The sequence below is a fragment of the Rhizobium sp. RSm-3 genome (assembly GCF_001854685.1).
GTDB classification, from domain to species: Bacteria; Pseudomonadota; Alphaproteobacteria; order Rhizobiales; family Rhizobiaceae; genus Rhizobium; species Rhizobium ecuadorense.
Genome location: NZ_MAWZ01000024.1, coordinates 1 through 12,312, shown reverse-complemented (window position 1 = coordinate 12,312; position 12,312 = coordinate 1). Strand labels below are relative to the sequence as shown.

Below are 12,312 nucleotides of genomic sequence, written 5' to 3'. Positions count from 1 at the left end.
GACAGCGGATTTGTGCCGACTTCGGCAGGCCAAGCTGCCCTCACTCGTCTCTGTCTAGGAACCAGCTGATGGCGGCGTCGTTCCGGCATCGCGAGAGCGGCAATTGCCGCATGGAATGAATGCGGGTGATCCCACCCTCGCCGTCCGTATCGACGTCCATGCAGGCGCAGGCATAACCGTGCGTGGCATGGGTGTAGACATACTCGCCGGTCGTCAGGTCCGGGATCCTGTCGATTCCCTCGGCCTTGTAGCCGCTGCCATTCTCCATGATGGTCCAGCCGCCGCCGGCATCCATGAGCGACCAGTTGGCCGTCGAGGGATTGTCCAGCCAGCCGCAGCGCCGTTCGGCATGCGCCGCGGCGGGCGCGAGAAGCATCATCAAAACAAGCGCATGCAATCTGGTCATCGCCCCCTCCGCGTCGCCGGCCACTATGCATGCACCGGGGCCGGCAAGGCAATTGCCCTATTGGCGGCAGCCAGGTTCGGCCGTTCTAAGAGCATGATGTTACCCGAAACCACTGACGCTTTTCGGCATCATGCGCTCGTCACGATTTCTCGTTTGCGCTTTCCTCCCGGAACGCCGCCTCGCCGGCATCGGAAACCTCGACCCATTTCTTGTCGGGCGCGGCGTCGGCGACATAGGCATCGTGCCAGTTCCACCACTTGTAGGTCGGGGTCTGGGGATAGCCCTCCGGCGAATCCTCCCAGACTTCCTGGCGGCCGAGCGGGGTGATGTCGAGATAGTTCCAGGTGCCGCCCATCTGCTCGTCGCCGCGATTGTTGATGAAATAGGTGCGGAAGATGCGTTCACCGTCGCGGTAGAACACGTTGGTGCCGTGCCACTCGTCGACGCCGAAATCCTTGTCGAAGTCGTCGGTGACGGTCACCCACGGCATCGTCCAGCCCATGCGCTCCTTCAGGCTGGCGATATCGGCCTGCGGCGCGCGCGAGGCGAAGACCAGAGTCGTGTCGCGGGCGTTGAGATGGGCGACATGGGCAACCTGATCGGCCACCATCGAGCAGCCGCGGCAGGCATGCTCGGGCCAGCCGAAGACGCCGGGCTCGTAGAAGGCGCGGTAGAGGATGAGCTGGTGTCGCCCTTCAAACAGATCGCGCAAGCTGACCCTGCCCTGCGGCCCTTCGAATGCGTAATCCTTTTCGACCGCCATCCACGGCATCCGCCGGCGCTCGGCGGCAAGTGCATCCCGGGCGCGGCTCTGGGCCTTTTCCTTGACGAGCATCTGCTTCCAGGCAGCCTCCCAGGCTGCCTCCGACACGACCGCAGGCTTGTGCATGGCCGGCTGGCCGCCGTTCTGGGCTGTTGTGGTCATTTTGAAATCTCCTGATTGCAGTGAATGCCCGCGCCTCGCCGGGCAAAGCGCGCTTACGTCCGCTGCTTGTCACTGTTCACTGTTGCGGGAGATAGTCTGGCAGCCGATCTCGGCCAGTGGGAGTAACAAGTGTGGCGCTATTCATATGTCGCCTTGGAGAGTTGCCAAAAGCAGGCGAGTATCGGAAGCTTGTTCTTTGGCTATCAGGCGATGGATTGTTCGATATGACGACAGCCTCTTCCAGTGAGCCGACCAGGCACGGCAGCGCCAGGATCTGCCGCGGCTGCTGGGACCAAATGCACATGCCGATCCCGATCGGCGGTCCGCTCGCTTTGCCCTTCCGCGCCTTCGGCATCACCCGCAGCAAGATGAACCCCGATATCTGCACGATCTGCGAACGGTCCTTCCAATATGTCAAAAAGCAGCGCCAGATCACCGTCGGCGCCACCATCCTGTTTGCCGATATCAGGGGCTTCACCGATCTGTCCGAGCGCATCGAGGCGGTACGCTTGAGCGAGATCGTCAGTCTGTTCCAGGATCGCTGCGCGCAGGCGATCTGGGCGCATGACGGCATCGTCAACAAGCAGATGGGCGATGGCCTGATGGCAATCTTCAATTTCCCGATCGTCAGCAAGGATCACGCCGCCGCCGCGATCCTCGCCGCGCAGGAGATCCAGCGCAACTGCGCCGCCGCACTGAACAGCCTGGCGCTCGAGGCCCTGCCCGGCCGCACCCTCGGCGTCGGCGTCGGCATCCATTCCGGCGAAGTGCAGATCGGCGAATTCTCGAGCTTCCGCAGCGATTTCACCGCCATCGGCGGCGTCGTCAACCAGGCCGCCAGGCTGGAATCCCAGGCCGCCGCCGGCGAGATCCTGATCTCGGCGGAAACGGCGGCGAAAGCTTCCGACCTGGCGGCGGGCGCCGAAACCCGCATGCTGGCCCTGAAGGGCATCGAGCAGCCGGTGCAGGCACGTGTGCTGGTCAAGCACTGAGCGACGGCGATTGCGGCCTGCTCAAAGCATCATCCCGCCGCCAACATGGCAGCCGCAGTTTCTCACGCTATGATTGCGAAACATATTCGATTACCAGCCGGTTAATCCTGCGGAAACAAACATCGCTTATCTCTAAGCCGTTTTAACAGCTGGGGTTTCTCATGGGCAGTTTTTCTCTGTTTCACTGGTTGATCGTCTTGATCCTGTTCGGCGTGCCATTATTCTTCGTCTTCAGAAAACCGCTGGTTGGGCCGAACCGCTTCGGCGGCCGGCCGCCGGCCATGGGTTTCGGCCAGGCGATTGGAAGCTATTTCAAGAACTATGTGAACTTCAGCGGCAGAGCGAGCCGATCGGAATTCTGGTATTCGGCACTCTTCGTCTCTCTCGTCGCCATCGCTTTGCTTGTCGTGGATCGGACCCAAACCTTGAACCGGATCTGGTCGCTGGCCACGTTTCTTCCGTGGATCGCCGTGGCCGCCCGACGCCTTCACGACGTCAACCGAAGCGGATGGTGGCAGCTTCTCGCACTATTAGTTCCCATTGGATCGGTGGTCGTGCTCGTATGGTACTGCAGGGCGTCGACAGTGGATGATTCCAGGGAAGCCGTTTTTGCTTGAGCAAAGTGTGAGGATGGTCCTCGCGGTTTAGCCGGTCCGAGGCACCGGTCATCGTCGTTACGCGGACTGCGGGGCGCGCGGTCCGCTTCTGACGGCATCCGGAAGGGACCGGCGAGGTTGGCAAAAGCCCGCCTCTGCCTCAGTACTTCATGTTCCGTAATTCAGGAAAATCATAGTAACGCAGCCGCTTGTCATGGCAGCGAGGGACATTTTTTGACAGGTCCACAATCATGTTGTTTTTCAAGGTAAGGCCGATATAAGACCAGTCCGGATTGCTGCGTTCCGTCGTGCGCGTGCAATAAGCATATATCTGCTTTTCCGGATTCAGCAGGACTACGCTCGAAATCTCGGCCTTTACGAAGTTCCCCGCTTTAATGGTTCCCCGCAGCGCGTCGACGTACTCGCGTCGAACGGCGCTGGAAGGCGGCCGCTGGGAATCTGCAACGGATTGCGGCACCGGTGTTTGGCAGCCGGCCAGCACCAGCAGTGCAGCGCAGACAAGGTATTTGTTTTTCATTCGGCTGGATCTTTCTCTACGAAAATTGACGAACCGAGCTTTCCTGATGGCGGCGCTCCCACGACGCTGGAGGCAAATGACGCCGCCGCTCGCCAAAGCCTGGAGCGGCAACGCAGCCCGAGCCTTCGCGCCTGCTTCAGCTCTTCATGCCGGTCAGCTCAGGAAACGGGTAGTAGCGCAGGCGCTTGTCTTTGCAGCGATTATCATTTGCCGTCCCGCCGAGGATTTGGCTATCCGTGAAGGAGACGCCGAGATAGGCCCAGTCTCCCCAGCTGTGCTTGGGCACCACGCGTACACAGTAAGCATAAATCTTCTTGTCAGGATCAAGCAGCACCACGCTCGAAATCCGGGCCCAAACCACCTCTCCCGCTTCGTGTCTATAACTTCTCTTGAACACGATGTTGACGAAGTTCTGCCGGACGTCACTCGAGGGCGGACGCTGGGAATCCGCAACGGATTGCGACACAGGGGCGTTGCAACCGGCCAGCATCAGCAGGGCAGCGCAGGCAAGAAGTTTTATTCTCATTCAGGTGAATCTCCAAGAATCGGAGCGTAATAAACGCTGCGCATTCCTACAAACACAGCGGGAACAATATTTGCAATACACGAAAATAAACTTATTGCCCCCTACGCATGTGACCGCGTGAGCGTGGATACGGTGGATACGGCTGCGTCGCTCGACTTATACTAGAGGGTTCGAAACAGAGCTTGCGATCCCATTCTCATCATCGGCGATCGCCACGCCGGCTTCCAGCGCCGCGAGGATAAAGGCCTGCCGCACTGTCTCGGCCGGCATCCGCCCGGCAAGCCAGGCACGGCAGAAATCGATGGCTCTCTGCTGATGGACGCCGTCATGGATCGGCCAGTCGGAGACCAGTGCATAAAGCGCATCCTGCGGTGAGCGGAGAACCAGCCGTTCGCCGGCATCAAGATCGATCGAGATCGTTTTTTTCCAGAAGGCGGAATGGTCGCTAATGGCAGTCGCACCTGCAGCTGAATTGACCACGAATAACTGCCGAAGGTCAATCTCGGTTCCAGTATGGGGCCGGTGGCGTCACTGTTGGAAAGGCCGTGCGCCGCGGAAGGATGCAAGAAGCAGCGTTGCGGCGCGTCCTTCGAGGCTCCGCCCGATGGGCTGCACACCTCAGGATGAGGAACGTCGGGGATGCCGCGCCGGCACTCAAGAGAGACCTTGAGATGACCGCCAGAACCCAAGAGAGCCTCATCCTGAGGTGCCCCACAGGGGCCTCGAAGGACGAGGCGGGTGCGCCGACCTAGCGGCGCCACGTCCCCCACGTGTCCTGGCAATGGAGCCGCGGCGCCGCCCGCTATCAGGCGGGCAACTTGCAGCCCTTGCTCATGCCAGCGGACTGCATGGCGGAAACCTTGCCTTTGGATGCAGCAATTTCGCCTTCCTTGTCTCCCCCCGCAACGCTGCCGATCGGGACGCCGACGAGAAAGACGCCGAAGGCATCGCCGTTCGCCGCACTGATCTGCTGCTTCGACAAGTCGTCCAGCTTGGCCCGCTCTCTCTTGAGTTCGCCGGCAAGAGCTTCGCAGCTGAGGTTCGTATAAGCCGCCATCGGAATATCGACCTGCACGATGGCGTCAGGACGTTTGGCGCAACTGGCCAGTGCAGCGGTCGCCGCGAATGCGATAATGATCTTTTTCATGAATGGTCCCCAATTCCCGCAGCAGCTGTAACATCACCGCCCGCAATACGGGAGACGGACAGACCTTCAACCACAGACTTTTGTTTATTCGGCCGCAGCCCGTTCGAGAACCTGATTGCGGGGCTTCCTGCGTGGGTTCCTCGGCAAAACTATTCACCCAATCCGAACGATTCATTCGTTTCCCTTTTGTACTCTTTGCCTCTTCCCTTTCGCGCTGACTCTCTCCATATTCCCGCCATGGCCAAATCTCCGAAGAAATCTCCCGCCCCGAATGGCTTCGAGGAAGCCCCGCAGTCGTCCTTTGAAGGCGCGCCCCTCTCCGGCTCCGTCGCCGATTGGGTGAAGCAGCTGGAGGCCGATGCCGAAGCCTCGGGCGTCGAGACCCAGCGCCAGATCGCCTCAAAGGCCGGCAAACACCGCAAGAAGGTGGAGATTGCTGCCTCGAAATCAGCAAGAGGAACGTCGATGGGCGGCTCGACCGACCCGAAGACGCGCGCGGCCGCCGGCCTCAATCCCGTGGCCGGCATGAATACGACGCTGGAGGAGGCTTCGTCGCTGCAGGCCGGCACCGCCGTCACCGCCACCGTCGAGGCACTGTCGGCGCTGATCGAAAGCGGCAATCCGCTGCACAAGAACGGCAAGATCTGGACGCCGCACCGCCCTGCCCGGCCGGAAAAATCCGAAGGCGGCATTACGATCCGCATGCAGTCGGATTACGAGCCGGCCGGCGACCAGCCCACAGCCATCCGCGATCTCGTCGAGGGGCTGGAGAATGGCGACCGCAGCCAGGTGCTGCTCGGCGTCACCGGCTCCGGCAAGACCTTCACCATGGCCAAGGTGATCGAAGCGACGCAGCGCCCGGCCGTCATCCTGGCGCCGAACAAGACGCTGGCTGCCCAGCTCTATTCCGAATTCAAGAATTTCTTCCCCGACAATGCGGTCGAATATTTCGTTTCCTACTACGATTACTACCAGCCGGAAGCCTATGTGCCGCGCTCCGACACCTATATCGAGAAGGAAAGCTCGATCAACGAGCAAATCGACCGCATGCGCCACTCGGCGACGCGCTCGCTGCTCGAACGCGACGACTGCATCATCGTCGCCTCGGTCTCCTGCATCTACGGTATCGGCTCGGTCGAGACCTATACGGCGATGACCTTCCAGATGTCGGTCGGCGACCGGCTCGACCAGCGCCAGCTGCTGGCCGACCTCGTCGCCCAGCAATACAAGCGCCGCGACATGGATTTCACCCGCGGCTCCTTCCGGGTGCGCGGCGATACGATCGAGCTCTTCCCCGCTCACTTGGAGGATGCCGCCTGGCGCATCTCGATGTTCGGCGACGAGATCGACGCCATCACCGAGTTCGATCCGCTCACCGGCCAGAAGGTCGGCGACCTGAAATCGGTGAAGATCTACGCCAATTCGCACTATGTCACCCCGCGCCCGACGCTGAACGGCGCCATCAAGTCGATCAAGGAGGAACTCAGGCTTCGCCTGGCCGAGCTGGAGAAGGCCGGCCGGCTGCTGGAGGCCCAGCGCCTGGAGCAGCGCACTCGCTACGATATCGAAATGCTCGAAGCCACAGGCTCCTGCCAGGGCATCGAGAACTATTCGCGTTATCTCACCGGCCGCGACCCCGGCGATCCGCCGCCGACTCTGTTCGAGTACATCCCCGACAACGCCCTGGTCTTCATCGACGAGAGCCATGTCACCGTGCCGCAGATCGGCGGCATGTACCGGGGCGACTTCCGGCGTAAGGCGACGCTGGCCGAATACGGCTTCCGGCTGCCCTCCTGCATGGACAACCGGCCGCTGCGCTTCGAGGAATGGGACGCCATGCGCCCCGACACCATCGCCGTTTCGGCCACCCCCGGCGGCTGGGAGATGGAGCAGTCAGGGGGCGTCTTCGCCGAACAGGTGATCCGGCCCACAGGCCTGATCGACCCGCCTGTCGAGGTCCGCTCGGCCCGCACCCAGGTCGACGACGTGCTCGGCGAGATCCGCGAAACCGCCGCCAAGGGCTATCGCACCCTGTGCACCGTGCTGACCAAGCGCATGGCCGAGGACCTCACAGAATATCTGCATGAGCAGGGCGTGCGCGTCCGCTACATGCACTCGGACATCGACACGCTGGAACGTATCGAGATCCTCCGCGATCTTCGTTTGGGTGCTTTCGACGTGCTCGTCGGCATTAACCTTTTGCGCGAGGGTCTCGACATTCCCGAATGCGGCTTCGTCGCCATCCTCGACGCCGACAAGGAAGGTTTCCTGCGCTCCGAGACCTCGCTGATCCAGACGATCGGCCGTGCCGCGCGTAACGTCGACGGCAAGGTCATCCTCTATGCCGACCAGGTCACCGGCTCGATGAAGCGGGCGATGGAAGAAACCGGCCGCCGCCGCGAAAAGCAGATGGTCTATAACCAGGAGCACGGCATCACCCCGGAATCGGTCAAGGCCAGGATCTCCGACATCCTCGACTCGGTCTACGAACGCGACCACGTCCGCGCCGATATATCAGGCGTCTCCGGCAAAGGCTTCGCCGATGGCGGCAACCTCGTCGGCAACAACCTGCAGACCCATCTCAACGCGCTCGAAAAGAGCATGCGCGACGCCGCCGCCGACCTCGACTTCGAAAAAGCCGCCCGCCTGCGCGACGAAATCAAACGCCTCAAGGCCGCCGAACTGGCTGTCATGGACGACCCGATGGCCCGTGAAGAGTCGAAGGCGATGGAGGGCAGAAACGGCCGCCCCAATGGTAAGAACAAAGCGGCGGGCTCCAGTAGCAGCCCTCATGGTGAGGAGGCCCAGAGGGCCGTCTCGAACCACGAGGGCGGGCGTGGAACCTCCTACTTCGCCAAACCCTCGATCGACGACATGGGCCCAGGCACCGACACCGCCACCCCGCTCTTCCGCAAACCCGCTCTGGACGACATGGGCCGCGACATCGCCGAACCCGCCAAGAAGAGCCTGTTCCGCAAAAACGACCTCGACGAAATGACCGTCGGCCGAACGGAAAAGCCGGTCATCGGCGCTCTGCCGGAGAAGCCGGAAGCCGCCAAGGGCACGAAGCGGTTTTCACCGTTGCTGGAGGGCCAGCCGGAACGCGATAATGGCTTGCGGCCGGTGGTGCGCGGAAAGACGGGTGTGGGGAGCTATGAGGACCCGGGCGAGCAGAAGCGCAAGGGGCGCACAAAAGGGAAGACTGGGCGGCCGGGGCGGTAACAGAGAAGCGGCGAGGTGACGGAGATATATGCTAACTTGAAATAAATGCGCTATTACGCAAGTATTCTGGCGAATACATCAACAAACCGCCTCAAGGAACGGCAATTATTTTCTGGTAAAGTCAAAAAATCTATTATTGCGCTAAATTTTGCCTGATCGACCGTTTCTGAGTAAAACCTGTTCGGCTTGAGGACGTGTTGCTCGAAATACCCCTTTGCATCTCTGATTTGATTTAAGTTGTTGACGTTCGGAATCGGATCCACGCAGTCTTGGTGGCCAGCGAAACATTGAACCGCCGACAGGAACCAAGTTTCATACTCGCGTGATGGAGCCACAAAATGTAGCTCTATTTTACCCTCAGGAACCACGACGTTCTGCTGTATCGTCGCCTTGAGTTCAACGGGACAATCATCGTCAGCGTCGCACATCACCAAAACCAAACCCTTGTCAGTCGGTGCCGACATCCTTTCCTTCAGTCGGTTGAAAACGAGAGTGGAAACCGGAGGCCATTCGGAGGGCTGCTTCATTTTTCCTTTCGGCATGCGATAAGGATGAAGAACTTCAAATTCATAATGTTCAAATCGATTGTTCAACAAATTCCGTATTAAAACCGGAATAGCGCGCTCGTCCCCTTGACCCTCGACAATTGGAAATACATAGAGCATTCAGCTATTCCACAAATTCATTTGAATAGGCTTAGTTCTATCTGGCTCAAGCTGATTTTTTCGAAGTAAATCCCCCGGACTCATTAAGTTTTTCCTGACCACCTCTTTGCTGGCGCTGTCCGCAGGCAGTATTTTTGTATCCCCGTCGTTCGAGCGTACAATTCTTATGTTATCTATCCCCACGGCCTGATGATCTATGAGGTCGGGGCTGTGCGTAGTTATAAGAATCTGCTTGCTTTTGGATGCCTCCACTATTGCATCCGTAATTACGGCACATGCAGCTGGATGAATGGTTGACTCGGGCTCTTCGATGCCAAGTAAGATGTTTCCATGACTACTCGAAGAACGCTGAAATAAGGCGACTAATATACCTAGCGATCGGAGTGTCCCGTCAGACATTTGAGAGGCGAAAAATCGCCATGGATTTTTTTGACCAACTACGCGCTGCAGGAATTCTATCGTTTCGGACGGTCCCAAATTTTTATGTTGTATGCCTTCTAGCTGCTCCACGATTTGGCTCATATACTCGCGGATTCTTCCAAACTCGTACGGATAATTGCTCTCCATATTCCTGATGACGGAGGCGATGTTCTTTCCCGTTCTGAGCAGAAACTCCCCACTATCATGAGCCAAGGGAAGCCTAAAATCTTCCGGGTAAATATTATAAAAGCGCATAGTTGACAGCGCGTCAAAAACCTCACGGACTGGCCGAATGCTTGAAAGTAGCTGTAAAGACAGCCTGTCGTCAGAAAGGCTGTCTGGCGCAATGCTTTCCGAACTAAATATTTTCAGACCATTCTCATACCTAATCTCGGTTAATCCGACCCCCTCACCGGACACTGCTAAATATTCCCTTTGCACTTTGTGCGACCCATCAGCTGCAGCACCGACTTGAAATGAATAGGTGGCGTTGCGACCTGAGGGCAGCGATATCCGAAGGCTAATGGCAAAATTTGTGGGATGTCCGCCAGAACGCTTACGAACCGCGGACAAACCTGAACGCTGACGAATAGCGAAATCTAACGTCGAATTTAAAGCATCAGATACAAAGTTAAGCGAGTCGATAAAGTTGCTTTTCCCGCTACCGTTAGGACCAACCAAAACGGTCAGATCGGACAGATCAACAACGCACGCGCCGATGCTCTTGTAATAACGCAGACTGACTTGATTGATAATTCTCATGATTTTAGCCTTCAGCGAGCAAGGATGCTGCGCTTCGTGTGATGGTAGCGATACTCTAACCCGAATAAATACCCTTTAAACGATATCCCCAAAAACCAGACGATTTAAGATCGAAGCGTTTGCCGTGAACGAATCGCGGCTGATCTCGGGAGCGACGAGTTATCCGCACGAGCGGCGGCGAAAGGCGCATGTTGACTTCGAGCGCACCCTGCCTCGTTTTATAGAGCTGCGCCCCACTCACCCACACCCCATTCTCCCCGTCCCCGCCACCAGCGCAAAGTAAATCCGCTCCACCCGACAGGCAGCACTCCTGGCGCTCGCCTCATACCCCGCCGCCGGCCATCCGCGTCGAGGGCTGCCGTCGGCCGCGATCAGCCAGTACCAGCGCTCGTCTGACCCCGTCAGATCGATCTTGAAGATGCGCCCCATGCAGGCCTCGCCGTGGAAGCCGATGAAATCGTCGCCGGGCTTTTCCTTCCAGGAGTGACGCCATCTTCCCCTCGGCGTCTCGCCGCTGATGACCATCTCCCAGCTCTTCCAGCCATTATAGTCCGATTGCGCCGTCAGCGATCCATCATAGGGTTTCGGCTCGATCTGCAGGCAGCCTTCCAGATACTCCGCGACCGAGTTGCAAACGCTGCTCCATGCTTCGTCACTGTGCCAGGTCAGCTTGTAGGCGAACTCATCGGAGACATTCTTCAAGGCTGCGGCGACGGCAGAGGCGACGCCTTCCCGGCTCGCCGGTTCACCGCGCAGCCTGATGCGGAGATAGGTGCAGAGAAATTCCGCCGTATCCCAGGCGATCGGCTCGATGACATGCAGCTTTCGGCGCTTGCCGACCTCATAGCCGCCGAAATCCCGGATGCGACGCTGAGGCTGTTTGCGAAGGGCATTATTGAGGAACGATCTCAGAAGCGTTCCGATATCGTCTAGCATGCGTTTCCTCTCCTGATGAGGATGTCTCTGCCGCATGGTTTCGTGAATGGCTCCGCCCGAGCCGGTAAAATCAGAGCCATCCCGACAAAACCGCCGCGCGCTTTTGCCGGAACTGCTCTAGGGCCTGCCGTCAGTTGAGCGAAATGAAAGCGGCGACGAGCTGAACTGCTCCGAGAAAGGTGGCGGCGAGTTTGTCGTATCGCGTTGCTATAGCTCTGAATTGTTTGAGATTATTAAAGAAACGTTCGATGAGATTGCGCTCGCAATAAAGTGCGAAGTCTGTTGGTCTGCGCGTAATGCGATTGGCTTTTGGCGGAATCACCGGGGTGATGTGGCGGGCTTTGAGATGGTCGATGAGTGCATCGGCATCATAGGCTTTGTCAGCCAAGAACGCCTGAGGATCAACTTCCTCTAGAAGAGGCTGGGCCTGCGCCAGATCTGATGCCTGGCCCGGCGTCAGTGAGATCGCAACCGGATTTCCGAGCGCATCGGCGATCACATGGATCTTCGTCGTCAGTCCCCCACGGGATCGGCCGATCGCCTGGTCCCCCCTTTTTGCGCGCCAGCACTATGCTGGTGGGCGCGCACGACGGTGGAATCCAGCATCATATATTCATTGTCGTGATCGGCGGCCAAGTGTTTGAATATACGCTCGAAGACGCCGCCTTCGCACCATCGGCGCATCCGCTTGTGGACGATCTTCCAGTCTCCGAACCGCTCAGGAAGATCGCGCCAGGGTATTCCAGCACGGTATCTGTAAAGCACAGCTTCCACGAACAGGCGATTATCGGCCGCCGTGCCGCCAACATGACCTTCCCGCCCAGGCAGAAGGTCCTTGATCCGATCCCATTGATCGTCTCGCAATCCATAACGACGTGTCATAACCAGCCCTCCAGTGGCCGGTCTGCTATGAATCACATAAAATCCGATTTGGGAATCTTGCCCAGCAAGGCATGGAACTGACGACACACCCTAGATCAGGATGATTTTAGGCCGGATCGGCCAAAAATCTGAATCCTGTTCTAAATTAAAGAGTTAGAGCATGATGTCGCCCGAAAACCGCTCACACTTTTCGGCATCATGCTCTAGGAGCTGTGGACACTTATCTGAGCCATAGGATTGTTGCGGCCAGAGCGATCATGGCTTTGTAGTTTCGAACGGTTTTCTCATATCGTGT

12 protein-coding genes and 1 pseudogene are annotated in these 12,312 nt (G+C 58.5%); 3 read left to right on the top strand and 10 right to left on the bottom strand.

Annotated elements, in window-relative coordinates:
* Positions 1 to 40: 40 nt before the first annotated feature.
* Complete coding sequence (locus BBJ66_RS19120) at positions 41 to 406, bottom strand: DUF4087 domain-containing protein (protein WP_071088942.1); 366 nt, start codon at positions 404 to 406, stop codon at positions 41 to 43.
* Between the two features lie 139 nt (positions 407 to 545).
* Positions 546 to 1,331, bottom strand: coding sequence for a DUF899 domain-containing protein (locus tag BBJ66_RS19115; RefSeq protein WP_071088940.1), 786 nt, complete (start codon positions 1,329 to 1,331; stop codon positions 546 to 548).
* 224 nt (positions 1,332 to 1,555) lie between these two features.
* On the opposite strand from BBJ66_RS19115, the gene BBJ66_RS19110 reads away from it, so the two are divergent.
* Positions 1,556 to 2,323 carry an adenylate/guanylate cyclase domain-containing protein gene (locus BBJ66_RS19110; protein WP_071089612.1) on the top strand — a complete coding sequence of 256 codons (768 nt, stop codon included), beginning with the start codon at positions 1,556 to 1,558 and terminating at the stop codon, positions 2,321 to 2,323.
* A 161-nt stretch (positions 2,324 to 2,484) separates the two neighbouring features.
* Complete coding sequence (locus BBJ66_RS19105) at positions 2,485 to 2,940, top strand: DUF805 domain-containing protein (protein WP_071088939.1); 456 nt, start codon at positions 2,485 to 2,487, stop codon at positions 2,938 to 2,940.
* A gap of 139 nt (positions 2,941 to 3,079) precedes the next feature.
* Here the strand turns inward: BBJ66_RS19105 and BBJ66_RS19100 are convergent, their stop codons facing one another.
* From BBJ66_RS19100 to BBJ66_RS19080, 4 genes are all read right to left on the bottom strand, one after another.
* On the bottom strand, positions 3,080 to 3,457 hold the full coding sequence (locus BBJ66_RS19100; RefSeq protein WP_071088937.1) for a hypothetical protein: 378 nt from the start codon (positions 3,455 to 3,457) through the stop codon (positions 3,080 to 3,082).
* Between the two features lie 136 nt (positions 3,458 to 3,593).
* Positions 3,594 to 3,983, bottom strand: a complete 390-nt coding sequence (locus BBJ66_RS19095) for a hypothetical protein (protein WP_071088935.1) — start codon at positions 3,981 to 3,983, stop codon at positions 3,594 to 3,596.
* Between the two features lie 156 nt (positions 3,984 to 4,139).
* Positions 4,140 to 4,463: a DUF982 domain-containing protein gene (locus BBJ66_RS19090; protein ID WP_083335586.1), complete on the bottom strand. Its 324-nt coding sequence runs from the start codon at positions 4,461 to 4,463 to the stop codon at positions 4,140 to 4,142.
* A gap of 325 nt (positions 4,464 to 4,788) precedes the next feature.
* Positions 4,789 to 5,130, bottom strand: coding sequence for a hypothetical protein (locus BBJ66_RS19080; RefSeq protein WP_071088931.1), 342 nt, complete (start codon positions 5,128 to 5,130; stop codon positions 4,789 to 4,791).
* Positions 5,131 to 5,367: 237 nt separating this feature from the next.
* Between BBJ66_RS19080 and uvrB the strand changes: the two genes are divergently transcribed.
* Entirely contained in the window at positions 5,368 to 8,352 is a 2,985-nt protein-coding gene (gene uvrB, locus BBJ66_RS19075; protein WP_071088930.1) for an excinuclease ABC subunit UvrB, read from the top strand.
* Positions 8,353 to 8,405: 53 nt separating this feature from the next.
* On the opposite strand, the gene BBJ66_RS19070 is transcribed toward uvrB, so the two are convergent.
* The 4 genes and pseudogenes from BBJ66_RS19070 to BBJ66_RS33365 form a co-directional block, all read right to left on the bottom strand.
* Complete coding sequence (locus BBJ66_RS19070; protein WP_071088928.1) at positions 8,406 to 9,017, bottom strand: DUF4276 family protein; 612 nt, start codon at positions 9,015 to 9,017, stop codon at positions 8,406 to 8,408.
* Entirely contained in the window at positions 9,018 to 10,199 is a 1,182-nt protein-coding gene (locus tag BBJ66_RS19065) for an AAA family ATPase (RefSeq protein WP_071088925.1), read from the bottom strand. It abuts the gene before it with no gap.
* 237 nt (positions 10,200 to 10,436) lie between these two features.
* Positions 10,437 to 11,135 carry a hypothetical protein gene (locus BBJ66_RS19060; protein ID WP_071088923.1) on the bottom strand — a complete coding sequence of 233 codons (699 nt, stop codon included), beginning with the start codon at positions 11,133 to 11,135 and terminating at the stop codon, positions 10,437 to 10,439.
* A gap of 130 nt (positions 11,136 to 11,265) precedes the next feature.
* A pseudogene (locus BBJ66_RS33365) lies at positions 11,266 to 12,017 on the bottom strand (IS5 family transposase).
* Positions 12,018 to 12,312 lie beyond the last annotated feature (295 nt).

What these genes read in the sequence shown, in the direction of transcription:
- BBJ66_RS19120 (WP_071088942.1), bottom strand. Translation starts at nt 406, where the DNA reads ATGACCAGATTGCATGCGCTTGTTTTGATGATGCTTCTCGCGCCCGCC.
- BBJ66_RS19115 (WP_071088940.1), bottom strand. Translation starts at nt 1,331, where the DNA reads ATGACCACAACAGCCCAGAACGGCGGCCAGCCGGCCATGCACAAGCCT.
- BBJ66_RS19110 (WP_071089612.1), top strand. Translation starts at nt 1,556, where the DNA reads ATGACGACAGCCTCTTCCAGTGAGCCGACCAGGCACGGCAGCGCCAGG.
- BBJ66_RS19105 (WP_071088939.1), top strand. Translation starts at nt 2,485, where the DNA reads ATGGGCAGTTTTTCTCTGTTTCACTGGTTGATCGTCTTGATCCTGTTC.
- BBJ66_RS19100 (WP_071088937.1), bottom strand. Translation starts at nt 3,457, where the DNA reads ATGAAAAACAAATACCTTGTCTGCGCTGCACTGCTGGTGCTGGCCGGC.
- BBJ66_RS19095 (WP_071088935.1), bottom strand. Translation starts at nt 3,983, where the DNA reads ATGAGAATAAAACTTCTTGCCTGCGCTGCCCTGCTGATGCTGGCCGGT.
- BBJ66_RS19080 (WP_071088931.1), bottom strand. Translation starts at nt 5,130, where the DNA reads ATGAAAAAGATCATTATCGCATTCGCGGCGACCGCTGCACTGGCCAGT.
- uvrB (WP_071088930.1), top strand. Translation starts at nt 5,368, where the DNA reads ATGGCCAAATCTCCGAAGAAATCTCCCGCCCCGAATGGCTTCGAGGAA.
- BBJ66_RS19070 (WP_071088928.1), bottom strand. Translation starts at nt 9,017, where the DNA reads ATGCTCTATGTATTTCCAATTGTCGAGGGTCAAGGGGACGAGCGCGCT.
- BBJ66_RS19065 (WP_071088925.1), bottom strand. Translation starts at nt 10,199, where the DNA reads ATGAGAATTATCAATCAAGTCAGTCTGCGTTATTACAAGAGCATCGGC.
- BBJ66_RS19060 (WP_071088923.1), bottom strand. Translation starts at nt 11,135, where the DNA reads ATGCTAGACGATATCGGAACGCTTCTGAGATCGTTCCTCAATAATGCC.